This window comes from Aeromonas aquatica (assembly GCF_000764655.1).
GTDB classification, from domain to species: Bacteria; Pseudomonadota; Gammaproteobacteria; order Enterobacterales; family Aeromonadaceae; genus Aeromonas; species Aeromonas aquatica.
This window is the reverse complement of record NZ_JRGL01000027.1, coordinates 1-19,338: the sequence shown is the minus strand read 5'-3', so window position 1 is coordinate 19,338 and position 19,338 is coordinate 1. Positions and strand designations below refer to the sequence as shown.

Sequence of the window (19,338 nt, the reverse complement as noted above, 5' to 3'; positions counted from 1 at the left end):
AGTCGCCTCATGGCACGATTTTTCATAGACAGACCCATTTTCGCCTGGGTGATTGCCCTGGTGATCATGCTGGCCGGGACCATGGCGATCATCGGCTTGCCGGTCGCCCAATACCCGACCATAGCCCCGCCCGCCGTCGGCATCTCCGCCAGCTACCCGGGCGCCTCCGCTAAAACCGTGGAAGACTCGGTGACCCAGATCATCGAGCAGAACATGACGGGGCTGGATCACCTGCTCTACATGTCGGCTCAATCCGATTCTTCCGGCAACGTCAGCGTGACCCTCACGTTCCAGCCGGGCACCGATCCCGACATCGCCCAGGTGCAGGTGCAAAACAAGCTGCAGCAGGCCATGTCGCTGCTGCCCCAGGAAGTACAACAGCAGGGGATCCGGGTTCAGAAGACCTCCAGCAGCTTCCTGATGGTGGCCGCCTTCATCTCCAGCGATGGCAGCATGACCAACGATGACCTCGCCGACTACGTGGTGAGCAACATCAAGGAGCCCCTGAGCCGCCTGGACGGGGTGGGTGACATCACCCTGTTCGGCAGCCAGTACTCCATGCGTATCTGGTTGGATCCGCACAAGCTCAACCGGGTGCAGATGACCCCAGGGGACATTCAGGCCGCCATCAAGGCGCAGAATACCCAGGTGGCGTTCGGCAAGCTGGGGGGCACCCCGGCGGTGAGCGATCAGCAATTTACCGCCACCATCATGGGGCAGACCCGGCTCTCCACCCCGGAGGAGTTCAACAACATCCTGCTGCGGGTGAACCAGGACGGCTCCAAGGTGCTGCTCAAAGACGTGGCTCGGGTCGAGCTCGCCGGTGAAAGCTACGACGCCTCTGCGCTCTACAACGGTCAGGCCACGGCGGCGCTCGCCATCAAGCTGGCGACCGGGGCCAACGCCCTCAACACCGCCGCCGAGGTGCGCACCAAGCTGGGTGAACTCTCCGAGTACTTCCCGGCCAACATGAAGATCGTCTACCCCTACGACACCACGCCCTTCGTGAAGATCTCCATCGAGGAGGTGGTGCAGACCCTGGTGGAGGCCATCTTCCTGGTGTTCTGCGTCATGTATCTGTTCTTGCAGAACTTCCGGGCGACCCTTATCCCGACTATCGCGGTGCCCGTGGTGCTGCTCGGGACCTTCGGCGTCATGGCGGCGTTCGGCTTCTCCATCAACACCCTGACCATGTTCGGCCTGGTGCTGGCCATCGGCCTGCTGGTGGATGACGCCATCGTAGTGGTGGAGAACGTGGAGCGGCTGATGAGCGAGGAGGGACTCTCCCCGCTGGAAGCCACCCGCAAGTCGATGACCCAGATCACCGGCGCCTTGGTGGGGATCGCCCTGGTGCTGTCGGCGGTGTTCGTGCCCATGGCCTTCTTCGGCGGCTCGACCGGTGCCATCTATCGCCAGTTCTCCCTGACCATCGTCTCGGCCATGGTGCTCTCGGTGCTGGTGGCGCTGATCCTGACCCCGGCCCTGTGTGCCACCCTGCTCAAGCCGATGCAACATGGCGAGTTTGGCGCCAAGCGCGGCTTCTTTGGCTGGTTCAACCGCTTCTTCGACGCCAGCGCCAACCGCTACCAGAGCAGCGTGCGCAAGGTGATCAAACAGGGTACCCGCTACAGCGTCATCTATGTCGCCATGCTGGCGGTGCTGGCCATCCTGTTCATGCGACTGCCCACCTCCTTCCTGCCGGAAGAGGATCAGGGGGTCATCATGTCCATGGTGCAGCTGCCGGTCGGGGCGACCAAAGAGCGTACCGAGGTGGTGCTGGCGCAGATGCGCGACTACTTCCTCGAGACCGAGAAGGACAATGTCGATTCCGTGCTGACGGTGGCGGGCTTCAGCTTCGCTGGTAGCGGTCAGAACAGCGGTATGGCCTTCATCAAGCTCAAGGACTGGAGCGAGCGTAAAGGGGAGGAGCGCAGTGCCAATGCCATCATAGGCCGCGCCATGGGCTACCTGTTCAGCATCAAGGAAGCCCAGGTCTTCGCCTTCAACCTGCCTCCGATCCCGGAGCTCGGTACCGCCACCGGTTTTGACTTCTTCTTGCAAGACCGCGGCGGCCTTGGCCACGAGAAGCTGATGCAAGCCCGTAACCAGCTGCTCGGCATGGCGGCGCAGGATCCCAACCTGGTGCGGGTACGCCCGAACGGGATGGAAGACACGCCCCAGCTCGACATCAAGATCGACTACGAGAAGGCGCTGGCCCAGGGCCTCTCCATCACCGACATCAACAACACCCTGTCGGCGGCCTGGGGCTCGTCCTATGTGAACGACTTCGTCGATCGCAGCCGGGTCAAGAAGGTCTATCTGCAGGCGGATGCCCAATTCCGGATGAACCCGGAAGATCTCAAGCTGTGGTATGTGCGCAACAGTGCGGGTCAGATGGTGCCCTTCTCCGCCTTCGCCAGCACCGACTGGAGCTTCGGTTCTCCTCGTCTGGAGCGCTACAACGGCGTCTCCGCCATGGAGATCGTCGGTGAGGCGGCCCCCGGCAAGAGTACAGGTGACGCCATGGCGGCCATCGAGCAGATGGTGAAGCAACTGCCGGAAGGGGTTGGCATCGAGTGGACCGGTCTCTCCTTCCAGGAGCGGCAGGCCGGCTCTCAGGCGCCTGCCTTGTACGCCATCTCGCTGCTGGTGGTCTTCCTCTGTCTGGCGGCGCTCTATGAGAGCTGGAGCATTCCGTTCTCGGTCATGCTGGTGGTGCCGCTCGGGGTACTGGGTGCCATCTTGGCGGCGACCATGCGGGGGCTGGAGAACGACGTCTACTTCCAGGTGGGCCTGCTCACCACCATAGGGCTCTCGGCCAAGAACGCGATCCTGATCGTGGAATTTGCCAAGGAGCTCTATGACAAGGGCATGGGGCTGGGGGAAGCCGTGGTCGAGGCAGCGCGCCTGCGTCTGCGGCCGATCCTGATGACCTCGCTCGCCTTCATCCTCGGTGTGCTGCCGCTGGTGGTAAGCTCGGGCGCCGGCGCCAGCAGCCGTAACGCCATCGGTACCGGCGTGATGGGGGGGATGATCAGTGCGACCGTGCTGGCCATCTTCTTCGTGCCGCTGTTCTTCGTGCTGGTGATGCGTTACTTCACCAAGCACCAGTCCGCCGAAGAGCGCGTGGCTCATGCCAAGGAGATCAAACATGACTAAGACCCTGGTCGCCCTGAGCGTGACCCTGCTGCTGGGGGCCTGCTCCATGGCCCCCGACTACCAGCGTCCGGAGTTGCCGCAAGGCGCCTCCTGGCAGGACAACCTCGCCGCCAAGGGGGATACCGCCCCCTGGCAGCAACAGTTCCTCGATCCGGCCCTGCAGAAGCTGATCGGCACGGCGCTCGACAACAACCGGGATCTGCGGCTCGCGGCCCTCAACGTCGAGGCCTATGAGGCCAGATACCGGATCCAGCGGGCGGCCCAGTTGCCGACCCTGGCCGCCAGCGGCTCTGGCACCCGCCAGCAGGGATCCGACGATCTCAGCGCCACCGGGCAGGGCAGGATCAGCAGCCAATATGGCGCCGACATCGGCATCACCGCCTACGAGCTGGACCTGTTTGGCCGGATCCAGAGCCTGAAAGATCAGGCGCTGGAGAACTATCTGGCGCAAATCGAGACCCAGCGCAGCACCCAGATCGCGCTGGTCGCCTCGGTGGCAAATGCCTACTTCACCCTGCTGGCGGATCAGGAGTTGCTGGCACTGAGCCAGGCGACCCTGGCCACCGAGCAGGAGAGCTACGCCCTGACCCAGCACAAATACCGGCTGGGGGCCGCCTCCGAGATGGAGCTGGCTCAGGGGCGCACCGCGCTCGAAAACGCCAGGGTCAGCCAGGCGCAATACCAGCGTCAGGTGAAACAGGACAGAAATGGCCTGGCCCTGCTGCTCGGCACCGAGGTACCGGTGCTGGAGGGGCAACCCAAGACCCTGGATGAGGTGCAACTGGCGGCCATTCCGGTGGGCGCCCCCTCCAGCCTGTTGCAACAGCGGCCGGATATCCTGGCGGCGGAGCACAGCCTGAAGGCGGCCAATGCCAATATCGGTGCGGCCCGCGCGGCCTTCTTCCCGACCATCTCGCTGACCGCGACGGCGGGCACCGCCAGCAACCAGCTGAGTGGCTTGTTTGACGGCGGCACCGGCACCTGGACCTTCATGCCCCAGATCAACCTGCCTATCTTCGACGGTGGCAAGCGGGTGGCCGATCTGGACGTGGCCGAGGTCGGCACCAAGCAGGCGGTGGCGAGCTACGAGAAGAGCATCCAGACCGCCTTCAAGGAGGTCGCCGATACTCTGGGCGCCCAGGCCGATTATCAGCAACAGCTGCAGGCCCAGCAGGATCTGGTGGATGCGAACCAGACCTACTTCAAGCTGGCGGAGTTCCGCTATGAGCAGGGGGTGGACAGCTACCTGACTCGCCTCGATGCCCAGCGCTCCCTGTTCAGCGCCAGGCAGGGGCTGATCAGCACCCGTCTGGCCCAGCTTAGCAACCAGGTCGCGCTCTACAAGGCGGTCGGTGGCGGCTGGCAGGCCCCCAAGGAAGCCCCATCTGCAGCCGAAGGGCAGGGCTAGTCTCTCTCCTCGTTGACACGGTGACAGCAACAGGGCGAACCATTGGGTTCGCCCTGTTTTTATATGTGATGACACCAACCCATATGGGAGAGTTAGAGATTTACTCGACAAACATGGGATCAGCCAGCACAAGTGCTACCGATGATACGCATCAGCCTCTCCTGTCTTCATCTAGCTGCGAAAACCGGTAGCCTAATCACTGCCACCATCCATCTCATCCACTGAACCCAGCCAGAGTCATGCCACAAATTGCATAAGCTGCGAACTTATTATTCTTTCAAAGAATAATTGGGTGAATCATATAGTTGGTCACTCGACTCTCATTCCAAGGACGTGCAATGAAACGACTACTGCCCGCCACCCTGCTCGCCGCAGGCCTGGCCCTCGCCCCACTGGCCCAGGCTGCCACCCTGCTCAACGCCTCCTACGACGTGATGCGTGACTTCTACAAGGACTACAACGCTGCCTTCCAGAAACACTGGCAGGCAGAAGGCGGTCAGCCGCTGCAGATCAATATGTCCCACGGCGGCTCGAGCAAGCAGGCGCGCGCCGTCATCGAAGGCTTGCCCGCCGACGTTATCACCATGAACATGGCCACCGACATCAACGCCCTCGCCGAACATGGTGGCCTGGTACCGAAAGAGTGGGCGACCCGCCTGCCGGACAACAGCGCGCCCTTCACCTCGGCCACCGTATTCATCGTGCGCAAGGGCAACCCCAAGGGCCTGAAGGACTGGCCCGATCTGCTCAAAGAGGGCGTGCGGGTGATAGTGCCCAACCCCAAGACCTCGGGTAATGGCCGCTATACCTACCTGTCGGCCTGGGGCTATGTACTGGAGAAGGGTGGTGATGAGAAGGCGGCCAAGGAGTTCGTCGGCAAGCTGTTCAAGCAAGTCCCTGTGCTCGACACCGGTGGCCGCGCCGCCACCACTACTTTCATCCAGAACCAGATAGGCGACGTGCTGATCACCTTCGAGAACGAAGCCGAGATGATCGCCCGCGAGTTCGGCCGTGGTAGCTTCGAGGTGGTCTATCCGAGCGTCACCGCCGTGGCCGAGCTTCCGGTGGCGGTGGTCGACAAGGTCGTCGACAAGCAGGGCACCCGCAAGGAGGCCGAGGCCTATCTGAAATATTTGTGGTCTGACGAGGGCCAGCGCATTGCCGCCAACAACTACCTGCGCCCGCGCAACCCGGCGATCCTCGCCGAATTCGCCGACCGCTTCCCGACAGTGACCTTCCTCAACGTGGTGAAGACCTTCGGCGAGTGGCCGGTGATCCAGAGCACTCACTTCAAGGAGGGTGGTGTGTTCGACCAGATCTACGTCGTGCAGTAAGACGCGTCTTGGATGAAAGAATCCCGGCCAGGTGCCGTTATGCAGGGGCGATTCACCCGTGGGAGCCTCACTCCTTGACCGTCATAGGTCCCGGTTGGCTTGTCAGGGATCCCATGGAAGAGCAGGTCATGGCCGGCATGTGAAGGGAGCGGGTTGGTTTCTAGCGGTATTGATCCTGGGCCCCTAACGGGGCCCAAATGACAAAAAGCACAAAGGGTTAGCCTCATGATGAAGCTAACCCTTTGTTTTAATTGGTGCCGGTAATAGGAGTCGAACCTACGACCTTCGCATTACGAATGCGCTGCTCTACCAACTGAGCTATACCGGCCTGTCATTAGATTCCCGAAAATGTCCTGGCAAGTCAATGAGTCTGAATCGATTTTATGTGTCAGCTCATGGAGTTACAGGCGCTCTTCAGAGATCCACAAACTCCGGGATGTGGGCGCGGCCACGGCTCTCGAGAAAGGCGAGCAGGGCGCGAGGGGAACGAGCCAGGATCCGCTCCTCGGGGAAGCCGGCCTCGTTGACCAGTCGCTGGCAGTGTTCAAAATCCCCCAGGCTGAAGGCCACATGAGAGTCGGAACCAAAGGTGAGATAGGCGCCCAGATCGCGCGCCGCCTCGACGATGGCGCGGCAGTTGCCTTCGCTGCCGGGGCGGGAGTGGATGAATGAGGAGTTGTTGAGCTCCAGCGCTACCCGATATTCGGCCGCTGCCTTGACCACCGCCTGGATGTCGATGGGGAAGGCGGGGTTGCCGGGGTGGCTTATCATGTCGACCCGGCCACTCTTGATGGCGTTGATCATGGCCTGGGTGTGGGTGGCCTGATCGCAGGGGGGAAACACCGGCTCATGGAAACCGGCCATGATCATGTCGAGCCGCGACTCGTAGCGCTCGGGGAAGTCGATCTCGCCGTCGATGTTCTTGATGTTGGCTTCGATGCCGCGCAGGATGCCGACCCCGTCGACTACCCTGGGCAGCACATGCAGGTTGACGAAATGCCAGAAATGGGGGGCATCGGCCATGTCGGGGCCGTGATCCGTGGTGGCGAACAGCTTGATCCCTTTCGCCTTGGCGATGGGCAGGTAGTCATGAATGGTGCTGTAGGCGTGGGTGCTGGCGACGGTGTGCGTGTGGGTATCGACCTGGTACTTCATCTTATCTCCCCTCTGGCATGAGGCGTCAGCATAGCAAGATTGGCGGGGTCGGGCCATGTGGTGACCTGCCATACTTTGTCACAAATTACGGCGAGACTGACAAAGTCTGACCATCTTTACCTGTCAGGATAGGGCCATCGATGCAAGCCTGAACACCCATCGATGAGCCGGATCAGGATGGTTTGGCTCTCTTTTCCCCACCGTCGCCCCTGCGACGGTTTTTTTTGCCCGATTTTTAACCGAAAGGCCGCCATCGTGCCTTGCCGGATAAAAAAAGGCCCAACGAGCATGGCGCAGGTTGGGCGAGACTTAATGTTTAATTGCAGTGGCATAGATATAGAGTCCCGTTGGTCAGCTAAGTTCCCGCCCTGTTCTTCCTTTTTTGATTAAAACATTTCGCCAACACTCGTTCACATTCTCTTGACATGAGTGTGCATGAAACGTACTTTTTAAACATTCGTTTAAGTGAGGTGTCCAGTGAGTAAAATCGATACCAAAAACCGTATTCTCGATGCCGCCGAGGTGTTGTTCGCCGAACGGGGGTTCGCCGATACCTCCCTGCGTCTGATCACCAGCGAAGCCGACGTCAACCTGGCGTCGGTCAACTACCACTTCGGCTCCAAGAAGGAGCTGATCCAGGCGGTGCTCGATCGCTATCTGAGCCTGTTCATGCCGGAGCTGGATGCGCGCTTGCATACCCTGATGGCGCAGGAGCAGCTGACCCTGCTGCAGGTGTTCGAGAGCTTTGTCGAGCCCCTGATGAAGCTGGTGGCGGTGCGTGCCAATGGCCCCGCCATCTTCATGCAACTGCTGGGCCGTGGCTACATCGACAGCCAGGGTCACCTGCGTCGCTTCATCACCACCCACTATGGCGCGACCCTGCAGCGGATCACCCAGGCGATTTCCAAGGCCAATCCGGCGCTGTCGCCGGCGGATCTCTTCTGGCGCCTGCACTTCACCCTGGGCACGGTCGTGTTCACCATGGCCTCCGCCGATGCCCTGCGGGACATCGCCCAGGCCGATTTTGGCCAGCAGCTCGATGTGGAAGGGCTGGTGCGCAACGTTATTCCTTACCTGGCGTCCGGTGTCGGGGCGCCCGTGGAGTCGACCAGGCTCTCCCTGGCCGTGTAACCGCTAACAATAAATCAACGGAAACAGTGAAATAGAAGGAACTTGAGTATGATCACATTGCTTATCCTGCTGGTGCTGGCGATAGCCGTTGTGCTCGGCGTGCCCGCCATCCGTAAAAAGGTGGTGACCCGTCCCGTGTTTGGCGTCTTCAAGAAGATACTGCCGCCCCTGTCGGCCACCGAGCGGGAGGCCATGGAAGCCGGCTCCGTCTGGTGGGATGGCGAGCTGTTCCGCGGTAACCCCGACTGGAAGAAGCTGCACGGCTACGGCAAGGCCGAGTTGAGCGCCGAGGAGCAGGCCTTCATCGACCATCAGGTCGAGACCCTGCTCGCCATGGTGGACGACTTCAAGATCGTCAACGAGACCAAGGAGCTGCCAGAGCAGGTTTGGGACTATCTGAAGAAGGAAGGCTTCTTCGCCCTGATCATCCCAAAATCCTACGGTGGCCGTGAGTTCTCCGCCATCGCCAACTCCACCATCGTCACCCGCATCGCCACCAAGAGCCTGAGCGTGGCGGTCACCGTCATGGTGCCCAACTCCCTCGGCCCGGGCGAGCTGCTGATGCACTACGGTACCCAGGCCCAGAAGGATTTCTGGCTGCCGGGGCTGGCCAATGGCAAAGAGGTGCCCTGTTTCGCCCTGACCGGCCCGGAAGCGGGCTCGGATGCGGGCGCCATCCCGGACAAGGGAATCGTCTGCAAGGGGCTGTACAAGGGTGAGGAAGTGCTCGGCATCCGCCTGAACTGGAACAAGCGTTACATCACCCTGGCGCCGCGCGCCACCGTGCTGGGGCTGGCGTTCAAGCTGTATGACCCGGAGAAGCTGCTGGGTGGCAAGGAAGAGCTCGGCATCACCTGTGCCCTGATCCCGACCAGCCACCCGGGTGTGCGGGTCGGCGATCGCCACTATCCCATGGGGCTGGCGTTCCTGAACGGCCCGACCTTCGGCAAGGACGTGTTCATTCCGCTGGACTGGATCATCGGCGGCCCGGAATACGCCGGTCGTGGCTGGCGCATGCTGGTCGAATGTCTCTCCGCCGGCCGCGGCATCTCCCTGCCTGCGCTCGGTACCGCCTGTGGTCACATGGCCAGCCGCACCGTGAGCGCCTACTCCTATGTGCGCAAGCAGTTCGGCATGTCCATCGGCAAGTTCGAGGGAGTGCAGGAGGCGCTGGCCCGCATCGGCGGCCTGACCTATCAGCTGGAAGGGGCTCGTCGCATGACCGCAGGCTCGCTGGACTTGGGCCAGGCGCCGGCCATCGTCACCGCCATCTCCAAGTACCACATGACCGAAATGGCGCGCCAGATCATGGATGACTCCATGGACATCCACGCCGGTCGCGCCATCCAGCTGGGGCCGAAGAACTATACCGGCTACGCCTACATGGGCATTCCGGTGGCCATCACGGTGGAGGGGGCCAACATCCTGACCCGCAACCTGATGATCTTCGGCCAGGGGGCGACCCGTTGCCATCCCTACGTGTTTGCCGAGCTGGAAGCGGCGGCCGACACCGACGTGGAGCGCGGCCTCGAGAAGTTCGACGGCCTGCTGATGAAGCACGTGGCGTTCGGTGCCGGCAACTTCTTCGGCGCCCTGTTCCAGGGGCTGACCCTGGGCCAGTTCAACGGCGCCCCGGTGGGGGGCGAGACCGCCCGCTACTACAAGCAGCTGTCCCGCATGAGTAAAGGGCTGGCGCTCTGCGCCGACGTCTCCATGCTGATGCTGGGGGGCGATCTCAAGCGCAAGGAGATGATCTCCGCCCGCCTGGGTGACGTGCTGAGCCACCTCTATCTGGCCTCTTCCACCCTCAAGCACTACGAGGATCAGGGCCGCATGGTCTCGGATCTGCCGTTCGTGCAGTATGCGGTGGAGCGCAACCTCTATCTGATCGGCAAGGCGTTCGAGGGCTTCTTCCAGAACTTCCCGAACAAGGTGGTGGGGGCCGTGCTCAAGCGGGTGGTGTTCCCGTTCGGCGTCGGTTACCAGATGCCGGCCGACGATCGTTGCCACGCCATCTGCTCGGCCATGATGAAGCCGGGCGAGTTCCGCGACCGTCTGACCGCGCTCTGCTACGTGGGCAAGGAGGAGTCGGATCCGGTCGGCCAGATGGAGCGTGCCTTCCTGGCCATGGTATCGGTACAACCCATCGAGAAGAAGCTGGTGCAGGCCCAGAAAGAGGGCAGGTTGCCACGAAAGATGGCGCTGCCGGAGCTGGTGGCTGCCGCCCTGTCCCAGTCCATCCTGAGCCAGGAGGAGGCCGACAAGCTGCTGGCCGCCGACGCCCTGCGTTATGAGGCCATCCAGGTCGACAACTTCGCCCCGGGCGAGCTGGAAGGACTGTCCCAACCCGCCCCGGTGGTGCACGCCGCTTAAGCCTGGAATAAAGGGCTCTGAAATAAGAGCACTGACATGAATCGAAAACCGGCCCCTGTGGCCGGTTTTTTTATTGGTATACAAGAAGAGGAGGGTAAGGCTGATGGCGTTGGGCGGCGAGGGGAGTGGAATGACAGTACCGACATTAGCCATAAAAAACGGCTCCGTGGGAGCCGCTTTTGCTGATGTGAAGCGAGTTATTACTCGACCATCATCACCTTGCAGGTATTGGTACTGCCCACGGTTTCCATCTTGTCGCCGTGAGTCAGCAGCACCATGTCGCCGCTTTGGACCAGGCCCTTGGCCTTGAGTGCATCCAGCGCCTCGCGGCACACCTCGTAGACCGGCTTGCTCTCGTCGCCGTCAAACAGCACCGGCGTGACGCCACGGTAGAGGTTGGTCCAGGCCAGGGTCTTGTTGTGGGGAGACATGGCGAAGATCGGCAGGCCGGAGCTGATGCGGGACATCAGCAGCGGGGTGGTGCCGGACTCGGTCAGTGCCACGATCGCCTTGACCCCTTCCAGGTGGTTGGCGGCATACATGGTGGACATGGCCACGGCCTCTTCCACCGAGGTGAAGGTGTAGCTCATGCGGTGGTTGGAGACGTTCAGGCTCGGGTGCTTCTCGGCGCCCACGCAGACGCTGGCCATGGAGGTCACCGTCTCGATGGGGAACTGACCGGCGGCGGTCTCGGCTGAGAGCATCACCGCATCGGTGCCGTCCAGCACGGCGTTGGCCACGTCCATGACCTCGGCACGGGTCGGCAGCGGGGCATTGATCATGGACTCCATCATCTGGGTCGCGGTGATCACCACCCGGTTCAGGCGACGGGAGTGACGGATCAGCTTCTTCTGCACGCCCACCAGTTCGGGATCACCGATCTCGACGCCCAGATCGCCACGGGCCACCATGACGGCGTCGGAGCCGAGGATGATGTCTTCCATCGCCTCGTCGGTGGCGACGGTTTCGGCGCGCTCGACCTTGGCCACTATCTTGGCGTTGGAGCCGGCCTCGCGGGCCAGTTCGCGGGCGTAACGCAGGTCGTCGCCGTTACGGGGGAAGGAGACAGCCAGGTAATCCACGTTCATGCGGGCCGCAGTCTTGATGTCTTCCTTATCCTTCTCGGTCAGGGCCGGGGCGGAGAGACCGCCGCCTTTCTTGTTGATGCCCTTGTTGTTGGAGAGGGGGCCAGCCACGGTCACCGCGGTGTGAATGCGGGTGCCTTCGACCTGTTCGACTCTCAGCTGTACCCGGCCGTCATCCAGCAACAGGATGTCGCCGGGGACCACGTCATTGGGCAGGCTCTTGTAGTCGATGCCGACCTGCTCCTGGCAGCCTTCACCCTTGCCAAGGGCGGCGTCGAGCACGAACTTGTCACCGATGGCCAGGTAGATCTTGCCATCCTTGAAGGTGGAGACACGGATCTTGGGGCCTTGCAGATCGCCCATGATGGCGACGTGGCGGCCGAGCTTGGCGGCGATTTCACGCACCTGGTTGGCGCGCAGGATATGATCTTCAGGAGTGCCGTGAGAGAAGTTCATCCGCACCATGTCGGCACCGGCGCGGATGATCCCCTCGAGGATGCCGTCGCGATCGGTGGCTGGACCCAGTGTGGTTACAATCTTTGTACGTCTTGGCATGAAAGACTCCGGTATGAAGTTGATATGACTTGAAATTCTGCCCCGTCAAGCGTGTGGGATTGGCGCCCGCTTGCAGGCCATCTGGGTGGCCTTTTGTTATTAAATTACAATACTACACCAAGCCAAGTGGCATAGACAGTCGGGGGGGTTGGCCCCCGGCTGGTCAGGAATTGTGCGGGGTATCGAAGCGGGATTCACGCAAACCTTCTTTGACTTTCTTCAGGTTTTCGCGAAATTTCATGCCACGGCGCAGGGTAAAACCGGTCGCCAGCACATCCACCAGGGCTAGCTGGGCGATGCGGGAGGCCATCGGCATATAGACGTCGGTGTCTTCCGGCACATCCATGGAGAGTACCAGGTTGCACTCGCGTGCCAGCGGGGAATCCTTGGCGGTCATGCCGATCACGGTGGCATCGTTTTCACGGGCGAGCGCGGCGATCTCGACCAGCGCCTTGGTGCGGCCGGTGTGGGAGATCAGCACCACCACATCCCCTTCGCTGCTGTTGATGCAGCTCATGCGCATCATGACGATGTCGTCGAAGCTCACCACCGGAATGTTGAAGCGGAAGAACTTGTTCTGGGCATCGCGGGCCACGGCCGAGGAGGCGCCCAGGCCAAAGAAGCTGATCTTCTTGGACTGGGTCAGGATGTCGACGCAGCGATTGATGGCGGAGATGTCCAGGCTGTTTTTGGCGGCATCAAGACAGGCCATGGTGGATTCGAAGATCTTGGCGGTGTAGGTGTCGGGACCGTCTTCAGCTTCCACGTGGCGATTCACATAGGGCGTACCGTTGGCCAGGCTCTGGGCCAGGTGCAGTTTGAAGTCGGGGAAGCCCTTGGTATCGAGGCGGCGGCAGAAGCGATTGACGGTCGGTTCACTGACGTCGGCCATCTTGGCGAGGGTGGCAATACTGGAGTGAATGGCGGTCTGGGGGGACGCCAGTATTACTTCAGCCACTTTACGCTCTGATTTACTGAAACTTTCCAAATTGTTCGTAATTTTATCGAGGGTATTCATCATTACCACCAGGCATTTTTGTAATTTAACTTCAGTGTCTGTGCACTAAATTCACAGCTCAAGCAGGTTTCCAATCAACTTGATGACTATACAAGACAAGCGCTTATCGGAACTAATCTCGGCCCCATAAAGTATGACTCATGTCTAATTATTTCGTATTTTTGGTTACAAACTTCCATTTGCCCTCTGAAAACGCTTACAAATGTTGCAAAGCAACAACACTGTGAGCGGGCGCACAGTTGCACCCATCAAACGCGCGGCCGGGTCTTGGGCTCGGGTAGAATCTTTGCCAAATAACAATGTCGGGACGGTAAGGGCCGCCCCGAGTCGGTAACGAAGGAGTTTGTTATGCAGCATACCCATGCGCTGGTCGGCGACGTCGGCGGCACCAATGCTCGGCTGGCCCTCTGTGAGTTGGCAAGCGGCACCATTTCCCAGGCAAAGACCTATTCCGGGCTGGCACACCCCAGCCTGGAAGCCGTGGTGCGCCTCTATCTGGAAGAGCATAAAACTGAGGTGAGCGAGGCCTGTATCGCCATCGCTTGCCCGATCAACGGCGACTGGGTCGCCATGACCAATCACAGCTGGGAATTCTCGATTCGTGAGATGCAGACCAACCTGGGCCTGGCCCGGCTGCAAGTCATCAACGACTTCACAGCCGTCTCCATGGCGGTGCCCGTGCTGGGTGAGGCCGACCGCATCCAGCTGGGCGGCACCGCCCCGGTGGCAGGCAAACCCATCGCCATCTACGGGGCCGGTACCGGCCTGGGGGTCGCTCACCTGGTACAGGCTGGAGATCTGTGGCTGAGCTTGCCGGGCGAGGGTGGCCACGTGGACTTTGCCGCCAACAGTGAGGAAGAGGATGCGGTGCTGCAGGTGATGCGCTCCGAGTTGGGCCATGTCTCGGCAGAGCGGCTGCTCTCGGGGCCGGGTCTGGTCAACATCTACCGTGGCCTGGTGAAGTCCGATGGCCGTGAACCCGAGGCCTTTGCCCCCAAAGACATCACCGAGCGGGCGTTGGCGGGGTCCTGCCTCGATTGTCGTCGCACCCTGAGCCTGTTCTGCGTGCTCATGGGCCGCTTTGCCGGCAATCTGGCGCTCAACCTGGGCACCTTCGGTGGCGTTTATATCGCCGGTGGCATAGTGCCGCGCTTCCAGGAGTTCTTCCTCGGTTCGGGCTTTCGGGTCGCCTTCGAGGACAAGGGACGCTTCAAGCCCTATCTGAAAGATATCCCCGCGTTCCTCATCACTCACGAGGGACCTGGCCTGCTCGGCGCCGGTGCTTACTTGCGTCAATCCCTCGGGATCCTGCTCTGAAAAACGAGCAGGGAAACGATTTTATCGTGGTTCAGTCCCGATTCAGTGACCATGGCGTAGAGTGAACTCACGTACTCAAGAGGGCAGGGCTTCATAAGGAATTGGAACCGGTCTTCATCCGCTGGGTGCGATTGTCACCTGACAAGCCTGAACTGTTTCACCGGCCCTCGCGGCCGGTTTTTTTATCTCTTTCTGCCAGCTGACTCTTCTCCAGACATAGCTTTCCATGCCGATGTTCCCCGTTGATGTAGGGAGAGGTTGTTCCCCCAAGCGTTGCTATTAGGCCGTCGATAATTGCCATCTTGCGAGCCTGCCTACGAATACAGCTCCTGCACCAATAAACAGTGCAGAAAGTGACTGATGAAGGGATAGAGAGGCATTGGCAGCGAGCGAATGCGGTTTGCCCCGTTATCTTGGAATGGCGGAGAGGATGGAAAGAAACGGGTGGGGCTTGAGAAGGCTTGCCAGAGCTGCATGCTCTCAGAGGTATTCAGCGATGGCTCAATGGTACCCGCCCGGGCCAGTCAGGCGGGTACCCATGGATCAGGGGAGGGTCATCTGGAATCGGGCTCCACCGAGTGGGGACTCATCCACCCGAATGTCGCCGCCATAGCTGTGTACGATTTCGGTCACCACCGCGAGGCCTATGCCCTGACCGGGGGAACTGTCAGCCCGGACTCCGCGCTGGAAGATCTGTTCTGACTTGCCGGGCGCGATGCCGGGACCGTCGTCTTCCACCACGATGAGCAGACCGCTGCCCTGACGATGCACACGCACCTGGATTTCGCTGATGGCAAACTTGCAGGCATTGTCGAGCAGGTTACCCATCAGCTCCATCAGATCACCCTGCTCGCCATGAAAGAAAACATCGTCATCGAATTGGAAGCCGGTTTGCAGCTTCTTGTGACGATAGACCTTGGCGAGGCTCGCCAGCAGTTTCTCGATGAGCGGTACCGGCTCTGTGCCCTTGCTGGCGAGGCGCTTGCGGCCGGTGACGGCGCGGCGCAACTGGTACTGGATGATCTGATCCATGGTGGTGATCTGTTCATTGATGTTGTCATGGATGTCATGACCGAGCTTGAGCTCCTGCGCCGTGATCTGAATGAGTGCCAGCCGGGTTTTCAGACTGTGGGCCAGATCGTTCAGCGCGTGCTGGTAGCGCTGGGTCTGCTGGCGCTCGTTCTCCAGCAACTGGTTGACCGATTCTGTCAATGGCGTCAGCTCCCGCTCGTAGTCACTGGAGAGTGCCTCGCGTTTGCCGGCCCGGATGTCGTCTATCTGTCGTGCCATGGTACGCAAGGAGGAGAGGCTCCAGAAGCTGGTCAGCAGCAGCAAGGCGCCGAGCAGGCAATAGGAGAGCAGCGCCTGGCGAATGCACTGGTAGAGATATTCCCGGGACTGTAGCTGGTAGCCCTTGGCCGAGTCGACCATCACCACGTAGTAAGTGGTGGGACCGTCGCCGTGATTGCGCAGGAAACGCAGGCTGTAGATGAAGTAGCTCTCACCATTTTTGATGGTATGCAACTTGAAGAAGTAGTCCTGATCCAGGCCACCAAGATACTTCATCATATCTCGACAGATGGTTCCCTTGATGGTGATCACCTCTGGCATATGCAGGCTGGACCAGCTTAGCTCTCCGTCGGACCGACAGATCAGGGTATCGAGATTGGGGTCGATGGCGTCCGGGGTGATGTTGCTGAGATCGGTGATGGCATGGGGGTCCGGCTGCTTGGAGGAGAACAGTTTGGAGAGGTTCTCCTGCATACGAGCACTGGCCTTCTGGGCCTGCTCCTCGGTGTGACCTAGGTAGAGGATATAGACGGAAAAGGCCATGATGATCGCGATGACCAGCATGGCACTCAGCATCAGCTTGAGATGGAGAGAGTTGCGGATCAGATGCATGGGGCTCTGCATAGTTGTTGTCACAGCGGCTGATTTAGCTGCATGAAAGATTGAAGATATAACCCTGGCGGCGAATGGTGGAGATGGGCGATACCAATCCTTCCGGATCCAGTTTCTTGCGCAGTCGGCTCACCATGACTTCGATGGTATTCGGATCCCCTTCACCATCACCGTAGAGCTGGTCCAGCAGTTGCTGCTTGGAGACCACCTGACGGGCATTGCGCATCAGGTACTCCAGGATGAGATACTCGAAACTGGTGAGCACAGTAACTTCGCCAGCGATAGTCAGCTCCTTGCGGGACAGATCGAGCTCGTAGTCACCCGCCTTTACCTTGGGTGAAATAAAGCCGGCACTGCGACGCACCAAGGCGTTGAGGCGAGCAAGCAGCTCGTCTTTCTGGAACGGTTTGACCAGGTAATCATCGGCACCAGCCTCCAGGCCTTCCACCTTGTCCTGCCAGTTGCCACGAGCGGTCAGCACTATGATGGGGAAGGGGATCTGCTGCTCTCTTAGTTGGCTGATGAGCTGCAGGCCGTCCATGTCCGGCAGGCCGAGATCGATGATGGCCACATCGATGGGGTAGTCGCGAGCATAATGCAACGCTACCAAGGCACTGTCCGTGCTATGGACCTGATTCTGGGCCTCGGTCAACAGCGTGGTGAGATGATGATTGAGCAGCTTGTCGTCTTCGACCAAAAGGATTTTCATAAGATGCATGATGATGAGGGTCCAGGCTGTCAATTAGAGGGTGTATGGAGAGGAGAGTCAACGGGGATCCTACACAGAGCCCCCTGTATCGAGACTGAATCGCATATTCCTTTATTTCCTGAGAGTTTTCTTAATGCAAGTGCGATGGCCGATGTGTGTCCATTTGACGGATGTTCTAGGAGTCAATCCAGTGTCGTTGGCCTCTGATCCGTCCTCTTACGGAGAGCTTTGCGACTATTATGATCGCACCGAAAGGGCTGAACACTTGTTTCGGGACTTATGACTACAAGCGACCATTGCGCGGAGAGCATACTTGAGCGCATAAAACCCTTATCTATAACCATATAAAATGAAAAGGTTTTCTTTATACTCTGCTAAGTTTATCCAGGAATGGTTGGGAACCACCTCACACCGACGGGGTCGTTTGGAGCTCAACCTTAGGTGAGCGCTCTCTGATGTTTTAACTATTCATACTCGGGGGAAGCGAGATAGAATCAGGCGCGAATCGGGTATAGGGCTTTAAATGCCCAAGATGTGAACAATGCATGCTCTCGGGATGCTCAGATGTGCAACGTGATTTGGCACCATTGTGACACATCAATCAATACAAGAAGCTGGAGGATATGATGACCAACAGCGCGCACAATCAGGTTAAAAGCAGCATATTGGGAGCTGTAACTCAGGGGCGGTAGCCAACGCTACTGCCGAGATAAATAGGTTATCTTTCTTCCTCTATCATTTGTCTGCCTCCATTGCACCTTATTTAACTTAATTATTCTGTAAAGGCTCTCATCCATATGAAAATCCTCGTGACCGGTGGTGCCGGCTTTATTGGCTCTGCCGTTGTTCGCCATATCATCCGTGACACCCAAGACTCCGCCATCAATCTCGACAAGCTGACTTATGCGGGCAACCTGGAGTCCTTGGCAGAAGTATCGAGCAGCGAGCGCTATGCCTTCGAGCAGGTAGATATCTGCAACCGCGCCGAGCTGGATCGCATCTTTGCCGCCCACCAACCCGATGCCGTGATGCATCTGGCCGCAGAGAGCCACGTCGATCGTTCCATCACCGGACCTGCCGATTTCATCGAAACCAATATCGTCGGCACCTACATGCTACTGGAAGCCGCCCGTGCATATTGGAACGGCCTGGACGAGACACGCAAGGCGGCCTTCCGCTTCCACCATATCTCTACCGATGAGGTATATGGCGACCTGCCCCATCCGGATGAGGTGAATGCCGGCGAGGCGCTGCCGCTCTTTACCGAAACCACCCCCTATGCCCCCAGCAGCCCCTACTCTGCGTCCAAGGCCTCCAGCGACCATCTGGTGCGCGCCTGGCGCCGTACCTACGGCTTGCCGACCGTGGTCACCAACTGCTCCAACAACTACGGCCCCTATCACTTCCCCGAGAAGCTGATCCCGCTGGTGATCCTGAATGCGCTGGATGGCAAGCCGCTGCCGGTGTATGGCAAGGGCGACCAGATCCGTGACTGGCTCTATGTGGAAGATCATGCGCGGGCTCTCTATGCCGTGGTCACCACGGGTGTGATGGGTGAGACCTACAACATCGGTGGCCACAACGAGAAGCAGAATCTGGAGGTGGTGCACACCATCTGCGATCTGCTCGATGAGATGGTGCCCAAGGCGGGCTCTTATCGCGATCAAATCACCTATGTCACGGACCGCCCAGGTCATGACCGTCGTTACGCCATCGATGCCAGCAAGATGAGTCGTGAGCTTGATTGGCAGCCGCAAGAGACCTTCGAGTCCGGCATTCGCAAGACGGTGCAGTGGTACCTGGAAAACACGCAGTGGGTCGGCAACGTCAAAAGCGGGGCCTATCAATCCTGGATCGAGCAAAACTACGGGGAGCGTGCCTGATGCATATCCTGCTGTTTGGTAAAAATGGCCAGGTGGGCTGGGAGCTGCAGCGTGCATTGGCGCCACTGGGGCGCATTACCGCCGTTGACTTTGACTCCACCGACTACTGCGGTGATTTCAGCAATCCGGCCGGGGTGGCCGAGACGGTGCGTCTGGTCAAGCCGGATGTGATTGTCAATGCCGCCGCCCATACTGCTGTCGACAAGGCAGAGAGCGAGCGGGAATTTGCCGAACTGCTCAACGCCACCAGCGTGGCTGCGATTGCCAAAGAAGCCGAGGCATTGGGGGCTTGGCTGGTACACTACTCCA

The 19,338-nt window shown here is 59.8% G+C and carries 13 protein-coding genes and 1 tRNA gene; 8 read left to right on the top strand and 6 right to left on the bottom strand.

Annotated features, from left to right (window positions below; translation table 11 throughout):
• The first annotated feature begins 9 nt into the window (after positions 1-9).
• The 3 genes from LG30_RS0106385 (at position 10) to LG30_RS0106375 (ending at position 5,901) form a co-directional block, all read left to right on the top strand.
• Complete coding sequence (locus LG30_RS0106385) at positions 10-3,159, top strand: efflux RND transporter permease subunit (protein WP_033129889.1); 3,150 nt, start codon at positions 10-12, stop codon at positions 3,157-3,159.
• Positions 3,152-4,567 carry an efflux transporter outer membrane subunit gene (locus LG30_RS0106380; protein ID WP_033129888.1) on the top strand — a complete coding sequence of 472 codons (1,416 nt, stop codon included), beginning with the start codon at positions 3,152-3,154 and terminating at the stop codon, positions 4,565-4,567. Before LG30_RS0106385 ends, LG30_RS0106380 begins: the two co-directional genes overlap by 8 nt.
• A gap of 338 nt (positions 4,568-4,905) precedes the next feature.
• Positions 4,906-5,901, top strand: coding sequence for a sulfate ABC transporter substrate-binding protein (locus tag LG30_RS0106375; RefSeq protein WP_033129887.1), 996 nt, complete (start codon positions 4,906-4,908; stop codon positions 5,899-5,901).
• Positions 5,902-6,153: 252 nt separating this feature from the next.
• Here the strand turns inward: LG30_RS0106375 and LG30_RS0106370 are convergent.
• Positions 6,154-6,229 (bottom strand) — tRNA-Thr (locus tag LG30_RS0106370).
• An 86-nt stretch (positions 6,230-6,315) separates the two neighbouring features.
• A complete protein-coding gene (locus LG30_RS0106365) occupies positions 6,316-7,056 on the bottom strand; it encodes a phosphatase (RefSeq protein ID WP_033129886.1) in 741 nt (246 codons plus the stop codon).
• A gap of 477 nt (positions 7,057-7,533) precedes the next feature.
• Between LG30_RS0106365 and psrA the strand changes: the two genes are divergently transcribed.
• Both psrA and LG30_RS0106355 read left to right on the top strand, forming a co-directional pair.
• On the top strand, positions 7,534-8,187 hold the full coding sequence (gene psrA, locus LG30_RS0106360; protein WP_033129885.1) for a TetR family transcriptional repressor PsrA: 654 nt from the start codon (positions 7,534-7,536) through the stop codon (positions 8,185-8,187).
• A gap of 48 nt (positions 8,188-8,235) precedes the next feature.
• On the top strand, positions 8,236-10,560 hold the full coding sequence (locus LG30_RS0106355) for an acyl-CoA dehydrogenase (RefSeq protein ID WP_033129884.1): 2,325 nt from the start codon (positions 8,236-8,238) through the stop codon (positions 10,558-10,560).
• Between the two features lie 200 nt (positions 10,561-10,760).
• Here the strand turns inward: LG30_RS0106355 and pyk are convergent, their stop codons facing one another.
• A complete protein-coding gene (gene pyk / locus LG30_RS0106350) occupies positions 10,761-12,200 on the bottom strand; it encodes a pyruvate kinase (RefSeq protein ID WP_033129883.1) in 1,440 nt (479 codons plus the stop codon).
• A 163-nt stretch (positions 12,201-12,363) separates the two neighbouring features.
• Entirely contained in the window at positions 12,364-13,218 is an 855-nt protein-coding gene (locus LG30_RS0106345; RefSeq protein WP_193354252.1) for a MurR/RpiR family transcriptional regulator, read from the bottom strand.
• Between the two features lie 348 nt (positions 13,219-13,566).
• On the opposite strand from LG30_RS0106345, the gene glk reads away from it, so the two are divergent.
• The gene (gene glk / locus LG30_RS0106340) at positions 13,567-14,535 is read left to right on the top strand and encodes a glucokinase (RefSeq protein WP_033129881.1); all 969 of its coding nucleotides are present in this window, start codon (positions 13,567-13,569) and stop codon (positions 14,533-14,535) included.
• Positions 14,536-15,078: 543 nt separating this feature from the next.
• Here glk and LG30_RS0106335 read toward each other — a convergent pair.
• Together LG30_RS0106335 and LG30_RS0106330 are read right to left on the bottom strand one after the other, a co-directional pair.
• Positions 15,079-16,437 (bottom strand): ATP-binding protein, encoded by a 1,359-nt coding sequence (locus tag LG30_RS0106335; RefSeq protein WP_152599071.1) that lies wholly within the window; start codon positions 16,435-16,437, stop codon positions 15,079-15,081.
• A 34-nt stretch (positions 16,438-16,471) separates the two neighbouring features.
• Complete coding sequence (locus LG30_RS0106330) at positions 16,472-17,146, bottom strand: response regulator transcription factor (RefSeq protein WP_033129908.1); 675 nt, start codon at positions 17,144-17,146, stop codon at positions 16,472-16,474.
• A 797-nt stretch (positions 17,147-17,943) separates the two neighbouring features.
• Here LG30_RS0106330 and rfbB point away from each other — a divergent pair.
• A complete protein-coding gene (gene rfbB / locus LG30_RS0106325; RefSeq protein WP_033129879.1) occupies positions 17,944-19,029 on the top strand; it encodes a dTDP-glucose 4,6-dehydratase in 1,086 nt (361 codons plus the stop codon).
• Positions 19,029-19,338 (top strand): sugar nucleotide-binding protein (locus LG30_RS0106320; protein WP_033129878.1); only part of this gene is annotated, 310 nt, incomplete at its 3' end. The genes rfbB and LG30_RS0106320, both read left to right, overlap by 1 nt.

What these genes read in the sequence shown, in the direction of transcription:
- LG30_RS0106335 (WP_152599071.1), bottom strand. Translation starts at nt 16,437, where the DNA reads ATGCATCTGATCCGCAACTCTCTCCATCTCAAGCTGATGCTGAGTGCC.
- pyk (WP_033129883.1), bottom strand. Translation starts at nt 12,200, where the DNA reads ATGCCAAGACGTACAAAGATTGTAACCACACTGGGTCCAGCCACCGAT.
- rfbB (WP_033129879.1), top strand. Translation starts at nt 17,944, where the DNA reads ATGAAAATCCTCGTGACCGGTGGTGCCGGCTTTATTGGCTCTGCCGTT.
- glk (WP_033129881.1), top strand. Translation starts at nt 13,567, where the DNA reads ATGCAGCATACCCATGCGCTGGTCGGCGACGTCGGCGGCACCAATGCT.
- LG30_RS0106385 (WP_033129889.1), top strand. Translation starts at nt 10, where the DNA reads ATGGCACGATTTTTCATAGACAGACCCATTTTCGCCTGGGTGATTGCC.
- LG30_RS0106345 (WP_193354252.1), bottom strand. Translation starts at nt 13,218, where the DNA reads ATGAATACCCTCGATAAAATTACGAACAATTTGGAAAGTTTCAGTAAA.
- LG30_RS0106330 (WP_033129908.1), bottom strand. Translation starts at nt 17,146, where the DNA reads ATGAAAATCCTTTTGGTCGAAGACGACAAGCTGCTCAATCATCATCTC.
- LG30_RS0106375 (WP_033129887.1), top strand. Translation starts at nt 4,906, where the DNA reads ATGAAACGACTACTGCCCGCCACCCTGCTCGCCGCAGGCCTGGCCCTC.
- LG30_RS0106380 (WP_033129888.1), top strand. Translation starts at nt 3,152, where the DNA reads ATGACTAAGACCCTGGTCGCCCTGAGCGTGACCCTGCTGCTGGGGGCC.
- LG30_RS0106365 (WP_033129886.1), bottom strand. Translation starts at nt 7,056, where the DNA reads ATGAAGTACCAGGTCGATACCCACACGCACACCGTCGCCAGCACCCAC.
- LG30_RS0106355 (WP_033129884.1), top strand. Translation starts at nt 8,236, where the DNA reads ATGATCACATTGCTTATCCTGCTGGTGCTGGCGATAGCCGTTGTGCTC.